Source organism: Bacillus mycoides, from assembly GCF_018742245.1.
GTDB lineage: Bacteria > Bacillota > Bacilli > Bacillales > Bacillaceae_G > Bacillus_A > Bacillus_A cereus_U.
This window is the reverse complement of the sequence record NZ_CP036132.1, coordinates 3,833,113-3,849,201: the sequence shown is the minus strand read 5'-3', so window position 1 is coordinate 3,849,201 and position 16,089 is coordinate 3,833,113. Positions and strand designations below refer to the sequence as shown.

Below are 16,089 nucleotides of genomic sequence, written 5' to 3'. Positions count from 1 at the left end.
GTATACAAAATAAAACATATATAAAGAGTCAAAATGAACCTTTAAAAATATGCATACTGAAATAAAAGTGTATTCGCTATATATAATTACTAGAAAACATATCCTTCTCCCATCCAGACTATACTGTCGGCCCTAGAGTTTCACTAGATCCACCGTTTTCGCGTTGAAAACGGGTCACGGACTTAGAAGCTTTCGCTTCATCACCGCCGGTTGGGAATTTCACCCGACCCCGAAGGATGTTGTTTGCTCACATTATAGCACAAAAAAGAAAAAAGCATAGTAAAAAATGTTCGAATGTGAAGAATTGTGTGAAAATATATGCCGATTTGAATGGGGACGAAAGTAATAGAAATGTTGAAAGGGGAAGGGCTGTATAGGCTTTGATCAAAAGAAAAAACATGCACAAATAAATGTGCATGCTCTTTAAATATTTATTCTGCCTCTGGTGCTCTAACAACAGACTCGAATTTTCCTTTATGCGAAGCATCGCAATAAGGCATGTTTTGTGATAAACCACAACGACATAAAGAAAATGCCGGTTTTGCTGGGAATACATTCCCTTGTGAGTCAACTAATTCCACGTCCCCTGTAACGCGAAAAGAGCCATTATCATTTACTTTAATTTGTACTTTTGCCAACGTTATCCCTCCTTTCCAAACGCTTACTCTCATCATATAATTAGGGAGAGTACTTGACAATATAAAAAGAGCACTTTGTTTGAGAGAGAAGAGAGTGTTATAATAGTTTTTATAACTGACTAGAGTAAGGTGACGAAAGATGGATAAAAAATTACAAACACTACAAAATATTGCAAATGAGCGCACATGGGCATCATTTTTGAATGATAATCATCCATATAGTTTACTTCATTGGTCAATCGCAGGTGTAGGACAAGAACCGAAAGATGTTTGGTTACTTCAAGATGAGGTGACTTTTCAAACGACGGAATTCCCAACGCTAGACGAGGCAGTAAAGTGGATTTCTGAAAATATGGAACAAGTTACAGACGTTTTAGCGCAGTAAAAAAACAGGCTTATGCAAGCCTGTTTTTTGTTTCTTTTACATATGTGTTTAAAAATTGATCGATGGCATCTTCGTACTCTTCTTTATTTTCATTATAAGAGCAAGCGTGTGCACCATGTTCTGCAATATAAAGCTGTTTATTATTTTCTTTCGCTTCATAAAGTGATTTCGTCATATCAGATAAAATATAGTCATCGTCTTTACTATGAATAAAGAGAACAGGATTGTTAATGTTTTTTATACAATCAATTGGTGAAACTTCACGAATTGTATAGCCATCACGAACTTTTAAAAAGGCATTTGCTAAAGGTAATAAAGGCCATTTTGGCAAATGAAACTCAACTTTCAAACGATGCTGTAACTGTCCATAAAAATCAGAGAAAGGACAATCAGCAATATAAAAATCAGCACCATCTTCAACAAGTCCTGCATATTGAAGAAGAGTTGCAGCACCCATAGATTCACCATGAATTCCGAGTGTAATATTCGTTCCGAAACGATCTTTTAGCCAGTCAACTACTGACTTTAAATCATGTTTTTCATAATAGCCATAACTTGTTGTTTTACCACCGGTTTTACCATGACGGCGATGATCATAAATAAATACGTTATATCCTCTATTTAAAAATAAGTTTGCATATTTAACGGAATTGATTTTATTTACGGTCACACCGTGGCAAAAAATCATAAATTTATTGGAATGACCAGCTGGCATGTAATATCCGTGAAGTTCGTATCCGAATTGAGAAGGGATGTGAACCTCTTCTTTTTGAATAGCCTTAAAATCGTCTAAATGAAAATGCTTTTTCGTTTCGCGTTCTAAAACTTCTTCCTCTGTTTTTTTCTTCAAGTACATAACTTTATTTGTAAAGAAAATCCCAATCGCAGTTAGTGCACCTAGTATAGTAAACAATGCTGTAAAAAAACGTTTCATACTTTACCTCATCCTCCAAATACCTCTACATATGATACACTAACATTGTATCACAATGATGTGAAAAGGGGAGAAATCGTATATGGTTCATATACAAAAAATCACACTAGAAATGAAAGAAGCAATTCAGGATTTTATGTGTGAAAACTGGAGAAGCTCAATGATGGTCTCGCGAGGCAGAGTACATCAATTAGAAGAATTACCTGGTTTTGTTGCACTTAGAAATAACAGAATAGTGGGAATTATAACGTGTGAAGTGATAGAAAACATGTGTGAAATTGTATCGTTAAATAGTTTTGAGGAAGGAAAGGGGATTGGTACAAAACTGGTGGATTGTGTGTTGCAAGTGGCAAAAGAGAACGAATGTAAAAAAGTGTGGCTCATCACGACGAATGATAATATGAACGCACTTCGTTTTTATCAGAAACGTAACTTCATGATGACGAACTTGTATATTGATGCGGTAAAGGAAGCACGAAAAATAAAGAAAGAAATCCCGTTTATTGGTTATGATAATATCGCGATTTCACATGAAATTCAGCTGGAGTATATTTTATCCCGCATTTGAGGGCAGTAAAACTCCCACTGATTAAAGTTTCACTTTATGAGTAGAGTGGAAGTTGTGTAACAATTTTCAGAAATATAAAACAATAACCTTGACGAATGTTATATTTTGGTTTAGTTTAAAATTGTAATCTATTACCATATTAAGGGGTGACGATGTGGCAACTATACGTGATGTTGCAAAATTGGCCGGTGTTTCAGTCGCAACCGTTTCAAGAGTCATTAACGAAAAAGGATATGTCCATGAAGATACGGTGAAACAAGTAAAAAAAGCAATTGAAGAATTACATTATAGACCGAATGCTACAGCAAAGCCTTTATTTAAACAGCCTTCAACGATGATTGCATTACTTGTAGATAATTTGCATAATCCATCATACATCACTTTGCTCCGTTTCGTTGAGGAAATAGCATATAAAGAAGGGTATCAAGTAATAGTTTGTAATATAGAAAATAAGAATAGATACATAGATATGTTGGAGCAAAATAACATTGCAGGCGTTATAATGACGAAATCTGTTTTTCGAAGTATAGGAGAGATCTCACTTCCTTTCGCTGTGCTTGAAGGACGGCAATCTCTTATGAGCTATTATGAAAGCGGACAGAAAGCTGTTTCTTTATTAAAAGAGAAAGGCTGCCAGTTTCTTGCTTATATCGGTGAGGGAGTAGAGAGTGAAGAAATGGAAGAGCATGTGGCAGGATTTCTAGATACTGCTTGGAAAGAAGGACTTTCTTATCGAGAGGAAATTGTCCAAGGGTATACGAATCAACAGTTTCTTGAATTGTTACAAAAGCATCCATACATAGATGGGGTTGTAGCTTCAAGTGATAAGGTCGCTATTGAGCTAATCAGGGCGGCGAAAACTCTTAATATTCATATACCAGGTAAGTTGCAAATCATTGGATTTAACGGGAGTGTAGAGGGTGAATGGATAAGTCCATCATTAACGACGATTGGAAGTTATATCGAAGAAAATGGGGAAATAGCTTTTCAGCAGTTAATAGGAAAAATAAAGAAGAAACAAGTGGAACAAGAAGAAGTGGAAACAGAATTTAGATGTATTGAGAGAGAAACAACAAAGTAAAAGGTGCGTTTTTAAAACGCACCTTTTATAGTGTAATTGCGGCAATAAAGCCGAATATAAGTAACGGTATATTATAGTGTAGAAATGTTGGAACACATGTATCCCATATATGATGGTGCTGACCATCAGCATTTAAACCGGACGTTGGTCCAAGTGTACTATCAGATGCTGGAGAACCTGCATCACCAAGTGCACCAGCTGTACCGATAATTGCGATTGTAGCCATGGGACTAAATCCGAGCTGGACGCATAACGGTACGAAAATTGTTGTTAAGATTGGGATGGTTGAAAAGGAAGAACCAATTCCCATCGTAACGAGAAGTCCAATAACGAGCATAAGAAATGCAGCAAGCGGTTTATTATTTCCGATTATATGTGCACTCGTTTGCACAAGAGATTCAACATGTCCAGTTTTTCGAAGAACAGCGCCAAATCCAGCGGCAGAAATCATAACAAATCCAATAAAGGACATCATACGCATTCCGCTCGTTAAAATAGCATCGGCTTCTTTAAGAGGGAGACTACCGCTAACTGATAAGACGATAATACCTGCTAAAGCACCAAAAATCATTGATTCTGTTGCTAATTGCACAGTTAATGTAGCGAGTATTGATAATAAACCAAAAGTAATGCTTCTTTTCGTATAGGGAACGATTTCATTCTGTGCAGCATGAATTTGTTCTGTTTCATATGTACGTGGTTTTCGGTATGTAATGAAAACTGCTACACATAATCCGATAATCATACCGATTGCTGGAATAGTCATCGCTTTTGGAATAAGTGCGACATCAAATGTAAGACCGCTTTGCGCAGCATTTGTTTGTAATACGTCATGATAAATTTTTCCGAATCCTGCTGGGACCCACATGTAAGGGGTAATTAATCCAAATGTAATAAGACATGTTACAAGCCTACGATCCACCCTCAGCTCATTTAATACTTTCAAAAGTGCTGGAATTAAGATTGGGATGAAGGCGATATGAACAGGGATAATATTTTGTGAGAAACAAGCCATTGTTAAAATGATAAATAATATAAGTATTTTAGAATAGACTTGTTTTTTCGTGTCTTGTTCGTTGCCGATCCATTTTAAAGCTGATTGGATCATTGCATCAGGAAGTCCTGTTTTTGAAAGGGAAATAGCAAATCCACCGAGCATTGCGTAGCTTAATGCGATAGGAGCACTGTTCCCAAGACCGGCTGTAAAAGTACTAATTGTTTCTGAAATACCGAGTCCGCCGATAAGTCCGCCTGTTAAAGCTCCAACGATAATGGCGACAATGACTTGGACACGTAACAAACTAAGCAGTAGCATGACTGCTACTGCGATGAGTACAGCGTTCATAATAAATGTAATCTCCCTAATTTTTATTCTGTTAAGGCAAGAAAATGTTTGCAGTGACATATACTTGCGACATATCATTATAAAATGTTTTCTATGAAATGTAAAAGAGCCTTTCGTTATGTATGTTGAAAAGATAGTTCTTGTTTAATTGATTGTAAAGATTTGGCGAATAGTTCAGGTTCTTCTAAATCTGGAGAATGTGCCGAGTTTGGAAACCAAACCATCTTTTTAATAGGAGCTTGAATGATATCGCAATATTGTTGAACGAGTGCATAAGGAGTTTGATAATCATAGCGACCAGAACAAAAATAAACAGGAACAGATAAACTTGAAATAGACGAAAAGAAATCGATTGTTAGCATCTCTTCCCATAAAACTCCGGATTTTAAATTTCCTGCGAGAAATTTGAACCAGTCTAATAGCGTATATTCAGGAGAAAAGAAACCTTTTCGTATGAAAGAAAAGGAAGATCCGTTTTGTATTGCTCCGCCAAATGTACCAAGCCACTTTCTTTGAATAATGAGACGTCTCGTATCTAAAAAGGGTGGTTTCCCTAACTTTAAAAGAGAAGCTAATGCCTTTTTATGGTCATGTTTTTTTGCAGAGCTAATTAAATGTCGGTATAGTAATTCTTCGTTTTGCTTCATATGTACGATTTGACCGATGCCGATGTATGCTTCTATATATTTGGGATATTGACTAGCGATTTGCAGTCCGATAATACTCCCCCAAGAATGCCCCGCGAGAAACAATTTCTGTTTTTTAAAGCGTCTAAGAAGATAGTGAATGACTTCTTTTGCATCTGAAATAAATTGATCAATCGTAAAATTTGTTTGGATATCTCGCCATAAAAAGGATTTACCTGCCCCACGTTGATCCCAATTAATAACGATAAAGTGCTTTTCTAACTCTTTTTGAAAATGACGAATAAAGCCGATTTGTGCCATACCAGGTCCACCGTGACAGCATAATAAAATAGGCTGTTCCACGTTTTGTCCGCGTATAAGGAGAGATTGTTTCCGGTCATTAATCATAACGCTTTCTATCGTAGCGATACTGTTAGGGATTAATTGCTTCTTTTCGTTATAAAACTGTGGTGTATAGCTACGAAAAAGCATATGTAAACCTCCTTTTCTTAAATGGTATGAATCGCACAGGCTCTTTCTTTTGCATATACTACTAGAAAATCATTGTATCATAACATACTGGTTTGATTTCAAGTTTAGGCGATTAAGAGAGGAGGGAGAATGTGACGATTGGAGAAATTATTGATTCTTTAAATAGACGCGAATCAATCGCTATTATAGCGAAACGGCTTGAAATGAGCCCATATACATTATCAAAGAAGTTAAGGGTGATTGGATATGAATATGATGGAGAGCAGAAAAAACGTATCTTTATAGGTGATGGTGAAGAGCCACGTCATTTGCAAATCCAAGAAGCTACTGCCCTTCAATATGCAAAAACAGACTATCAATTACTAATTTATGAACAATTACAAAGCATTTATGAATTGCTAAGAAAAAGAGAAGAAATAAGTGTTCAAATTATAAGTAAGAGCACAGAGAAAAAGAAACGAACCTTTTCGATTAATATAGAAGTATTAGCAAGACTAGATGTTATATCGGAATCGAAAGGGATTCAAAAGTCTAAAATTGTAGAAGAAGCACTACATGAATTTTTGCAACGGTATGATGTTAATCATGAAACGTATCCAGAGAAATAAAAGAAAGGATACTATGTTCCATATAAGAGCGTGTATCCTTTTTGTCTTATTTCATTTCATTTTTTGTTTCGAAAAGTAATATAGGAACCAAACGGCATGATTTTGTTCATCAGCTGCTGCGCGCCGAAATGTTTCTTTCACTTGTTGATTTGTCGTTTCGTCTGCAATTTCTAAGTAAAAATCAACTGTTCGTTGCTCATCTTGTATAGCGAATTCTAATCCGTTCAAATAAAGAGTTGGACATTCTTCAGTGATTTGGGGCTGAGGGTTTTTACCGGTTAAAAGGGTGTAGATTTGTACAAATTGGTGAAAATGTTTTATTTCATCTTGCCGAATTTCAAGGATTTGATTTCGTTCATTTATGTCTGGAGCTAAATTAGCTAATTTAGCATAACAATGAATGGCGCTATATTCTCCATTAATTGCTTTCTCAATACTACGAATGAGTTTGTCATTTTGTCGATATAATGTATCGTCATTGTTTGGATAGAAATACATACAAACCCTCCTATTATAGTTTTCTATATACTACGAGGAAACAAGGGGCTATGTGCTTATCCTTTACTGCACTAGAAGAATGACAATACGTATGACTCTAAAAGAAGAAGCTCCTTGCATATAAAAAGGAGCTTCTTCTTTCGAGTGTCACGCACTAGTTTGAATAGTATTTAGTTGATTTTTTGAATACGTCCATCAATAATTGGCTGAATTGGTTCTTTCACTTGTTTTACATAATCGACTAATGCTTCAAAATCGTTTGGACCAGTTTCAGTATTTTTTCCATTTTTAAAGGATACAAATCCATCGCCGCCAGAAGCTAGGAAGGCATTTGCAACTACGCTATACGTTTTCGTGGAAACTAATTCTTCACCATTGGCTAAACGGATATTCGTAACCTTTTCACCATTTGGTTTAATTGCATCCCAAGTGTATTGGATACCTGAAATTTGGAGCATTCTCGTTGTTCCTTTTTGCCATTGTTGATTTAAAATTTCACGAATATCTTGACCTGTTAAATCCATTTTAATTAATTGATTTCCGAAAGGCTGAATACCATATAACTCGCCCCATGTAATATCTCCAGCGTCTAGATCATTGCGAATTCCACCAGGATTCATAAGAGCGATTTGTGTTTGCATTGTTTGGCGCTGTGCATCGGCAATTAAATTTCCAAGGGTAGATTCACCAGCATCGTTTTGTTTACGGTCGATAGGTGCTGTAGATTTTCCGACAACTTCATTTACAAGCGGTGCAATTTTTTCTTTATATTGATCTAACTTTTGTTTTACTTGTTTATCAGGTTCTACACCTTCATGATATGTTGTGATAACTTCAGCTTTTTTCTTCACAATATCTTTTGTTTTTCTATCAATTGTTACATCTACGTCCGAGAAAGCCATTCCGTAAGAGTTCGCCTGTACGATGAGTTTATTATTTACAGTACCATTTACGTACGTATGACTATGGCCGCCGAAAATAACATCAACTTCGGGATCTGTTTCATTTGCAATGCGCGTAAGGTCACCGTTTGTTACACCAGTGTCATCAGTTGTACCTCCAACGTGTGCAAGGACTACGATAGATTTAACACCGAGACGCTTTAATTGCTGAGTAGATTTATTAATAGCTTCTACTTCATCAGTAATTTGTACATTCTTTAGCATAGTTGGCATAACGACATTCGGTGTATCCGTTGTAACAACTCCGATGAATCCTACAGGAACTCCATCTACCATTTTTACAGTAAATGGTGGTAAAAATAAGCGGCCAGTTGATTTATTATAGAAGTTTGCAGCGACATAAGGGAAGTTTGCTCCTTTGAAATTCCCTGTTTTTTCATGATATCCACCATAAATAAGGCGTCGCATTTCATCAATGCCTTCATCAAATTCATGATTTCCAATTGTACCAACATCAAATTTTAAGTCATTTAAAAATTCAATAGTTGGTTCGTCCTGTAATAAAGCAGAAACTGGTGGGCTAGCTCCGGCAATATCTCCAGCATGTACAAGAAGTGTATTAGGGTTTTGTTTTTTGCGTTCTTTTAAATAAGTAGCTAAGTAATCAGCACCACCAGCTTCTTTATTGTTAATTTTTTTTACAGTATCTAGTTGTCCATGGAAATCATTAATACCAAGCATTTGTACGTCTATGTATCGGTTTTGTTCGGCAGGAGCCTGAGATGGAGGAGCGGCGAATACGCTTGAAAAAGTAATAGTGCTTAAAACAGCAACAGCAGGAATAATTTTTTTCCACATAATTAATTTCTCCTTTTTTTATAATCTGACATCATACGACATAATTTTAATAGATTACTAGGATTATATCTACCGTAAAATTTAGTTTTTTCGAAAAATTAACATATTTACAAAAAAAGAATAATAGAGAATCGGAGGGCATGTATCTTTTTTATTGTCGATTTCGCCGTGTATCCTCTATAATGGAGAAAAAAGTAAAAGGTGAATAGTATGAAGAAAAAGAAGCAAAGACAACCACAAAGACACTCTCAAATGAATCAACCAGAGAAAGAATCACTTACACTAGGAGATCAATTGAACGATTCGTTAATGCAACAATTAAAGAATAAGAAAAAAGAGTTGCAAGTGAGAGAAGAGAAAAAAGAGGTAGCAGAACAAGAAAGAAAGCGTAAGGAACAAAAAGAACGTGAAAAGAATAAATCATTTGAAGAACTGTTAAGTGAAAGTAGCCTTACTTGGAAAGACTTTAAATAATAAAAAGATGATCAGTGAAATGCCGCTGATCATTTTTTTGACGAGTTTGTAAGAAAAGGGGAGTTAGAATGAGGAAAATTGTAGTCGTTTCGTACGAAAATCATTGGAGCGAGAAATTTCAAATGGAGGCCGAAAGATTAAAATCGGCGATGCCAGAAACGGTAAAAATCCATCATATTGGAAGTACGTCAGTGCCAGGATTAGCAGCTAAACCTATTATTGATATGATCATGGAAGTAGAAAGTATTGACAGAGTAGATCATTGGAATGAACGATTTAAAGAGCTTGGTTACATCGTGAAAGGGGAAAATGGTATTTCAGGTCGTCGTTTTTTTATTCATGGAACTGAGGAGAAACGCTCGTATCATTTGCACGTATTTGAAAAAGGGAATCCTGAGATTACAAGGCATTTATCGTTTCGTGATTACATGATGGCTCATTGTGAAGAAGCAGAGGCGTATGCAACTTTAAAGAAAGAACTAGCGGAAAAATATACATATGATGGCACGATGTATACGGAAGGAAAAAATGAGTTTGTACGTAATGTAGATGAAAAGGCGAAAGAATGGATAGAAAATAACGTGAATGGCTGAGTTCACGTTGTTTTTTTAAATGTGTATAAAAGTATTATGTAAACTGTACGTATGTTTTGACTTTTTGGATGAATCTTGTTGAAATAAAGTGGTGGTTTATAAAAAATGTAACATTGAAAGGGAGAACGAGTGTGCATATTCCAACAACTACACTTCATAATGGTGTGAAAATGCCGATGATTGGTCTAGGCGTTTATAAAGCGAAAGAAGGCAACGAAGTTAAACAAGCAGTAAAAACAGCATTAGAATTTGGATACCGTTCGATTGATACAGCAACTGTATATGAAAATGAAAGCGGTGTCGGAGAAGCGGTTCGTGAATCTGGAATCTCGCGAGAAGACTTATTTATTACAACAAAAGTTTGGAACGACGATCAAGGGTACGAGGAGACGCTCGAGGCGTTTGAAAAAAGTTTAAAGAAATTACAAATGGACTATGTAGATTTATATTTAATCCATTGGCCGATAAGAGGGAAGTATGTTGATACGTACCGTGCTCTAGAAAAGCTATATGAAGAAGGTAAAGTGCGTGCCATTGGTGTTTCTAATTTTCATAAACATCATTTAGAACTGTTATTGCCAAATTGTAAAGTGAAGCCGATGGTAAACCAAGTTGAACTTCATCCAATGCTAGCGCAATTTGAATTGCGTGATTTCTGTCAAGGTGAGCAAATTCAAATGGAAGCATGGAGTCCTTTAATGAGAGGCGGCGAAGTATTCCAGCATCCAATTATTCAGGCTATTTCTAAAAAATATGAAAAGTCACCTGCACAAGTTATATTAAGGTGGGATATTCAAAGTGGGATTGTGACTATTCCTAAATCTGTTACGCCATCTCGTATTAAAGAGAACTTTACTATTTTTGATTTCTCATTAACTGAAGAAGAGATGGATCAAATTAATACGTTAAATCGTAATTTACATGTAGGAACGAATCCTGATAAATATGATACGTTATAAAAATGCTATTTGTACGGTTATAGAAAGTGGTGGGAAAGTTGCCCGAACGCTACAAATCAATTAATTTTAGTTCAAAATAATAGTCGTTTATTCTCGGTAGATAAACATAACGTTAAATTAGTTCATGAAACAACTTCTGATCCATATAAAGATCAATACAAAGAAGGTGTCTCCAAAAGGTCATTTTTAATAAGCTTTTGGGACACCTTCTTTTTTAACTTGATGGCTATGACCTGTACGGTAACGTTTTTTTAACGATGTAATGTATATGTATCAAATTTAACAATTTGCTGAAGTTGTGTATATTCTTCTTTTGTTAACGACGTTTGTTCCCCAGCATGTACATTTGCTTGCAACTGTTGAATAGAGCTTGCACCAGGTATAACAGATGCAACAGCTTTATTATGTAAGCAGTATTGAATGGCCGATCCAGTTAAAGATTTTTCTCCTATAATTTCTTTTACACCCGCGAGTGTTGTATGTAATTCATCATAAGAATAGGAGAGGTAATCTTTTTCCTTTACTCTTTCTATCTTGCTTGCATTGTTGTTAGTTAAAATGCCTTTCGCAAGTGGTCCGCGTGCGATGACACTAATTTGATGTTCATTAAGCAGTGGGAACCATTCTTCAGGACGACGATTTAAAAGGCTGTATTCCATTAATACACTAACGATATTTGAACGTTTTGCATACTCACGAATGACATTTGGACGTATAGAAGAGATACCATAATGACGAATAATACCTTCTTTTTTCAATTCTTCAAAGGCTTCAATTGTTTCATCTATAGCATCTGCAGTCGTCCCGCCATGCAGTTGATATAAATCAATATAATCTGTTTGAAGTCTACGTAAACTCTCTTTTACTTCGGCCTTTATATAAGCTTTAGAAGGATCCCAAGACCAGCCGTTTTTTTCTTCTGTCCATCGATTCCCAACCTTTGTTGTAAGAACAATTTGGTCACGTTTTCCTTTCAGAGCTTTTCCAACAAATTCTTCATTTAATCCATAATCGTATAAGTCCGCTGTATCAAAAAAGTTAATTCCTAAATCGATTGCTTCATCGATAATACGCATAGCTTCAGTCTCAGATGTACCGAGAGACATACAGCCAAATCCGATTTCCGTAACATATAAATCTGAGTTTCCTAATTGACGTTTTTTCATAGGTCAACCTCCTTATCTTTATTGTACGAAAGGGGAAGGAGGTTGACAAACGTTTACTTTTTATTTGCTGTAATCCACTCTTGTACAGTTGTATACTCTTTTCCATATTGTTTTAGCTTATGACGAATTTGCCATGCTTTGCCGACTAAAGTGACGCGATTTGGTAAAATGTAAACTTTCATTTCTATCACGCTCCTTTCAATGTGGTAAAATGTATGAAGAACGATTAGGAAATAGAACAGGGAGATGAAGTAGTATGAGTAATCTTGCAGAAAGAACAGTAAAAACTGAACCGATTTTTGATGGTAGAGTTATAAAAGTTCGTGTTGATGATGTAGTATTACCAAATGGAGAAATGAGTAAACGTGAAATCGTAAATCACCCTGGGGCAGTTGCTATTATTGCTATTACTGATGAGGGGAAAATTGTACTCGTTGAGCAGTATCGTAAAGCACTCGAAAAGGCAATTGTGGAAATTCCTGCTGGGAAGTTAGAACCTGGGGAAAAGCCAGAGGTAACAGCAGTTCGTGAATTAGAAGAAGAAACAGGATATGTATGTGAAAATATGGAGCTTATTACATCTTTCTATACATCACCTGGTTTTGCAGATGAGATTTTATATGTATATAAAGCGACAGGATTAAAACAAAAAGAAAATAAAGCAGCTTTAGATGAAGATGAATTTGTGGAATTAATGGAAGTGTCATTAGAAGAAGCGATTGATCTTATGAAAGACCTTCGCATACATGATGCTAAGACGATGTTTGCAGTACAATATTTACAATTACAAAAATAAACACTCGCCTAAGGCGAGTGTTTTTAGTTGATTTTTGCATATACACGTGCATCGCGTAAGCTGCCATCGGGTGCTAGGAAATCATTTTCCATTGTACCTTCTAAAATAAATTCTAGACGTTCTGCTAAGTTACATGCGTTTATATTTGTTGCATCAGTACGAATTTCAATTCTTCTAGCACCTAGTTTATCAAATGCAAATTGAATCGCACCTTTAATGGCTTCTGTCATATAGCCATGCTTTGTATAAGCGCTATGTAGCCAGAAGTGAAGTGAAAACTTTGGAATATCCCAGTTTTCAGGTTTGAGAGTAATAGCTCCGATGAATGTACCAGATACTTTATCGTATAAGTGGAAATCAAGTGTTTCACGAAGTAAAAACTGTCCGTGAGCTTCGCGAACAATTTCTTCAGCACGTTCTTCTGTTTCAGCTGTAATTGGCATCCATGGTAATAAGTCTTCTAGAGAAGCTTGGATTGCTTCATATACTTCTGTGCCATCACCTGGAAACGGCTTACGTACTTGCAAGCGCTCAGTTTGAAATAATGTTGGAAAATCTAATAATAATGGTTTCAAGAGAAATCCCTCCTATTCTCTACTTTTTAGTTTAGCAAAGTAGAGCGGAATTTCAATGTTAATTCGTCATACTTTTTTTCTTTCTTTCATACATTTTTAGTAAGAGTGTGAACGGAGGGAAGGAAAATGTGGCGAAAAACGTGGCAAGACCGTGTAATGTCTCACATACAGGAAAATTCTTCACTATATATATTTAATGCGGTTTTATTACTGATGGGAGTAATATTTGGAGCGATTCTTGTGAATAGTTTACAAATAAACCAAAAGCAAGATTTATCATTTTATTTACAGCGTTTTTTTGGACAAGTTTCTAAAGGAGAATTTGCTGTCGCGGGCGAAATGTTTCGAGAAAGTTACTTTTCGCAATTAAAATATATCGGCTTTATTTGGATTTTGGGGATTTCAATTATTGGGTTGCCACTCATTTTTATCTTACTATTTTTAAAAGGGGTAGTTGTTGGATTTACAGTAGGTTTTTTAGTAAGTCAGCACGGATGGAATGGACTATTATTAGCATTTGTATCTGTATTGCCACAAAATTTAATTATAATTCCTGTATTTCTCGTTATGACAACAATTGCTGCAAGCTTTTCCTTGAGAATGATTAGGCATCAATTTATCCGGAAAATAACTGAGCCACTATTGCCGTTATTAATTCGCTATACATGCTTTTTTCTCGTGATTGGAGCGGTATTAGCTATTGCTTCCAGTGTCGAAGCGTATGCATCACCAGTTTTAATGAAAGAAGTTGTGGAGGCTATTAATAAACAATAAATACTTTTTGAGAATAATTATCAATTTGTTTTTATTATTTTTCTTTTGACAGGAGCCCTTCTTCTGATATAATGGTGTAAGAGTGGCGAGGAGGGAGTAGTACCGAATGGAAGAAAGAATTGAACGAATTAAGAAGCAATTACATGCAGCGAGCTATAAATTGACACCACAACGTGAAGCAACAGTTCGTGTGCTGCTAGAAAATGAAGAAGATCATTTAAGCGCAGAAGATGTATACCTCCTTGTAAAAGAAAAGTCGCCAGAGATCGGATTAGCAACCGTTTATCGAACTTTAGAGTTATTGTCTGAGTTGAAAGTTGTCGATAAGATTAACTTTGGAGACGGTGTTTCGCGTTATGACTTACGCCAAGAAGGTGCACAGCGTTTCCATCATCATTTAATCTGTACACAATGCGGTGCTGTACAAGAAATACAAGAAGATTTACTTGGTGAAGTGGAGAATAAAGTGGAACGAGACTGGAGCTTTAAGGTGAAAGATCATCGTTTAACATTCCATGGGATTTGTAAAAATTGTCAAGAAAATGAAACGGATGAAAAATAACCTTTTCCTATTTAACTAGGAAAAGGTTTTTTATTTGAATAAGGTATAAATTGGTGAAAGCTTGGCATATGTTGTAATAACTTATATTTTGGAGGAATTTACAATGCGCCGAGCTTTAAAATTAACTTTTGATGGGATGAAAGTATTTTTATTATTTACAAGTTGTACGATTTTGTTTTATTTCGCTATACTATGGATAAATGAAGAATATGAAAGTTACCATCGTTATGAAAAGCCAAAAGAAGAGACTGTAGAAAAAGTATCAGGGAATGAGGAGCCGGAAAAGGATGCTTTCGTAAATAGAATGATGTTTTTCTATGAAAATGGGGAGTAGTGTAGATTGGAAGATCAATTAAAAGATTTTATTCATTATATGATTGTTGAAAAAGGTTTAGCGAAAAATACAGTTGTATCTTATGAACGCGATTTGAAAAGCTATGTGAAGTATTTGCAAAATGTAGAACAAACGAAGACGTTTCATGAAGTGACACGCTTGCATATTGTTAACTTTTTGCAGTATTTAAAAGAAAACGGAAAATCTTCAAAAACATTGGCGCGTCATATTGCATCGATTCGTTCATTTCATCAATTTTTACTTCGTGAACGAGCAGTGGAGCATGACCCATCGGTACATATTGAAACGCCACAAGGGGAACGGAAATTACCAAAAGTATTATCGATCGACGAAGTGGAAGCATTGCTTCAAACACCGAAAACGGCAAGTGCTTTTGGGATTCGTGATAAGGCAATGTTAGAGTTGTTGTATGCAACAGGACTTCGTGTTTCAGAATTAATTTCATTAAATTTAGAAGATGTACACTTAACGATGGGGTTTGTTCGCTGCATAGGGAAAGGGAATAAAGAAAGAATTATTCCATTAGGAAGCTTAGCGACAGAAGCGATTCAAAAGTATATTGAAAAAGGAAGAAGAGAATTGATGGGTAAAAAAGCAGTAGATGCACTCTTTTTAAACCATCATGGTAATCGATTATCGAGACAAGGATTTTGGAAAATTTTAAAACGATTAGCGAAAGAAGCAAATATTGAAAAAGAGCTTACACCGCATACGTTACGCCATTCTTTTGCTACACACTTATTAGAAAATGGGGCAGACTTGCGTGCTGTACAAGAAATGCTTGGACATGCAGATATTTCAACGACGCAAATTTATACGCACGTTTCAAAAACTAGATTAAAAGATGTATATAAACAGTTTCACCCGAGAGCATAGTCACTATACTCTTTTTTCATAGAT

The 16,089-nt window shown here is 35.7% G+C and carries 21 protein-coding genes and 1 riboswitch; of the genes, 12 read left to right on the top strand and 9 right to left on the bottom strand.

The genetic code is table 11. From position 1 onward, the window contains the following. Positions 1-97: 97 nt before the first annotated feature. Positions 98-241: riboswitch (FMN riboswitch) on the bottom strand. Between the two features lie 190 nt (positions 242-431). Continuing rightward, positions 432-638 carry a CDGSH iron-sulfur domain-containing protein gene (locus EXW56_RS19625; protein ID WP_002111661.1) on the bottom strand — a complete coding sequence of 69 codons (207 nt, stop codon included), beginning with the start codon at positions 636-638 and terminating at the stop codon, positions 432-434. Between the two features lie 139 nt (positions 639-777). Between EXW56_RS19625 and EXW56_RS19620 the strand changes: the two genes are divergently transcribed. Beyond that, a complete protein-coding gene (locus EXW56_RS19620; RefSeq protein ID WP_002111659.1) occupies positions 778-1,023 on the top strand; it encodes a DUF2552 family protein in 246 nt (81 codons plus the stop codon). Between the two features lie 10 nt (positions 1,024-1,033). Here the strand turns inward: EXW56_RS19620 and EXW56_RS19615 are convergent, their stop codons facing one another. Beyond that, positions 1,034-1,957 carry an alpha/beta hydrolase gene (locus EXW56_RS19615; protein WP_002111658.1) on the bottom strand — a complete coding sequence of 308 codons (924 nt, stop codon included), beginning with the start codon at positions 1,955-1,957 and terminating at the stop codon, positions 1,034-1,036. Between the two features lie 82 nt (positions 1,958-2,039). Here EXW56_RS19615 and EXW56_RS19610 point away from each other — a divergent pair, with 82 nt between their 5' ends. Continuing rightward, on the top strand, positions 2,040-2,525 hold the full coding sequence (locus EXW56_RS19610) for a GNAT family N-acetyltransferase (RefSeq protein ID WP_002199424.1): 486 nt from the start codon (positions 2,040-2,042) through the stop codon (positions 2,523-2,525). A gap of 154 nt (positions 2,526-2,679) precedes the next feature. Continuing rightward, entirely contained in the window at positions 2,680-3,606 is a 927-nt protein-coding gene (locus EXW56_RS19605) for a LacI family DNA-binding transcriptional regulator (protein WP_002111655.1), read from the top strand. Positions 3,607-3,631: 25 nt separating this feature from the next. Here EXW56_RS19605 and EXW56_RS19600 read toward each other — a convergent pair whose 3' ends face one another. Further along, positions 3,632-4,951 (bottom strand): Na+/H+ antiporter family protein, encoded by a 1,320-nt coding sequence (locus EXW56_RS19600; protein WP_002111651.1) that lies wholly within the window; start codon positions 4,949-4,951, stop codon positions 3,632-3,634. Positions 4,952-5,067: 116 nt separating this feature from the next. After that, the gene (locus EXW56_RS19595; protein WP_002111650.1) at positions 5,068-6,069 is read right to left on the bottom strand and encodes an alpha/beta fold hydrolase; all 1,002 of its coding nucleotides are present in this window, start codon (positions 6,067-6,069) and stop codon (positions 5,068-5,070) included. A 131-nt stretch (positions 6,070-6,200) separates the two neighbouring features. Between EXW56_RS19595 and EXW56_RS19590 the strand changes: the two genes are divergently transcribed. After that, positions 6,201-6,677: a ribbon-helix-helix domain-containing protein gene (locus EXW56_RS19590; RefSeq protein ID WP_002067020.1), complete on the top strand. Its 477-nt coding sequence runs from the start codon at positions 6,201-6,203 to the stop codon at positions 6,675-6,677. Between the two features lie 51 nt (positions 6,678-6,728). On the opposite strand, the gene EXW56_RS19585 is transcribed toward EXW56_RS19590, so the two are convergent. Then, complete coding sequence (locus EXW56_RS19585; protein ID WP_002199426.1) at positions 6,729-7,175, bottom strand: ferritin-like domain-containing protein; 447 nt, start codon at positions 7,173-7,175, stop codon at positions 6,729-6,731. A gap of 170 nt (positions 7,176-7,345) precedes the next feature. Next, entirely contained in the window at positions 7,346-8,935 is a 1,590-nt protein-coding gene (locus EXW56_RS19580; RefSeq protein WP_215557437.1) for a bifunctional metallophosphatase/5'-nucleotidase, read from the bottom strand. 210 nt (positions 8,936-9,145) lie between these two features. On the opposite strand from EXW56_RS19580, the gene EXW56_RS19575 reads away from it, so the two are divergent. The 3 genes from EXW56_RS19575 (at position 9,146) to EXW56_RS19565 (ending at position 10,961) form a co-directional block, all read left to right on the top strand. Then, positions 9,146-9,409: a YqkE family protein gene (locus tag EXW56_RS19575; protein WP_215557436.1), complete on the top strand. Its 264-nt coding sequence runs from the start codon at positions 9,146-9,148 to the stop codon at positions 9,407-9,409. Between the two features lie 68 nt (positions 9,410-9,477). Beyond that, positions 9,478-10,002 carry a GrpB family protein gene (locus EXW56_RS19570; protein ID WP_002199428.1) on the top strand — a complete coding sequence of 175 codons (525 nt, stop codon included), beginning with the start codon at positions 9,478-9,480 and terminating at the stop codon, positions 10,000-10,002. Between the two features lie 131 nt (positions 10,003-10,133). Beyond that, positions 10,134-10,961 (top strand): aldo/keto reductase, encoded by an 828-nt coding sequence (locus tag EXW56_RS19565; protein ID WP_002160598.1) that lies wholly within the window; start codon positions 10,134-10,136, stop codon positions 10,959-10,961. 251 nt (positions 10,962-11,212) lie between these two features. Here the strand turns inward: EXW56_RS19565 and EXW56_RS19560 are convergent, their stop codons facing one another. Together EXW56_RS19560 and mciZ are read right to left on the bottom strand one after the other, a co-directional pair. Next, on the bottom strand, positions 11,213-12,127 hold the full coding sequence (locus EXW56_RS19560; RefSeq protein WP_215596869.1) for an aldo/keto reductase: 915 nt from the start codon (positions 12,125-12,127) through the stop codon (positions 11,213-11,215). A 53-nt stretch (positions 12,128-12,180) separates the two neighbouring features. Continuing rightward, positions 12,181-12,309, bottom strand: coding sequence for a Z-ring formation inhibitor MciZ (gene mciZ, locus EXW56_RS19555; RefSeq protein ID WP_000870295.1), 129 nt, complete (start codon positions 12,307-12,309; stop codon positions 12,181-12,183). 74 nt (positions 12,310-12,383) lie between these two features. Between mciZ and EXW56_RS19550 the strand changes: the two genes are divergently transcribed. Beyond that, the gene (locus tag EXW56_RS19550) at positions 12,384-12,923 is read left to right on the top strand and encodes an NUDIX domain-containing protein (RefSeq protein WP_002014941.1); all 540 of its coding nucleotides are present in this window, start codon (positions 12,384-12,386) and stop codon (positions 12,921-12,923) included. A gap of 23 nt (positions 12,924-12,946) precedes the next feature. Here EXW56_RS19550 and EXW56_RS19545 read toward each other — a convergent pair whose 3' ends face one another. Then, the gene (locus EXW56_RS19545) at positions 12,947-13,498 is read right to left on the bottom strand and encodes a GNAT family N-acetyltransferase (protein WP_002033881.1); all 552 of its coding nucleotides are present in this window, start codon (positions 13,496-13,498) and stop codon (positions 12,947-12,949) included. Positions 13,499-13,624: 126 nt separating this feature from the next. On the opposite strand from EXW56_RS19545, the gene spoIIM reads away from it, so the two are divergent. From spoIIM to xerD, 4 genes are all read left to right on the top strand, one after another. Beyond that, positions 13,625-14,272: a stage II sporulation protein M gene (spoIIM, locus tag EXW56_RS19540; protein WP_002111637.1), complete on the top strand. Its 648-nt coding sequence runs from the start codon at positions 13,625-13,627 to the stop codon at positions 14,270-14,272. Between the two features lie 106 nt (positions 14,273-14,378). Next, positions 14,379-14,834, top strand: coding sequence for a ferric iron uptake transcriptional regulator (locus tag EXW56_RS19535; protein WP_000392654.1), 456 nt, complete (start codon positions 14,379-14,381; stop codon positions 14,832-14,834). Between the two features lie 103 nt (positions 14,835-14,937). Beyond that, complete coding sequence (locus tag EXW56_RS19530; RefSeq protein ID WP_002088473.1) at positions 14,938-15,168, top strand: YqzK family protein; 231 nt, start codon at positions 14,938-14,940, stop codon at positions 15,166-15,168. A 6-nt stretch (positions 15,169-15,174) separates the two neighbouring features. Beyond that, a complete protein-coding gene (xerD, locus tag EXW56_RS19525; RefSeq protein ID WP_002199432.1) occupies positions 15,175-16,065 on the top strand; it encodes a site-specific tyrosine recombinase XerD in 891 nt (296 codons plus the stop codon). Positions 16,066-16,089: the final 24 nt, after the last annotated feature.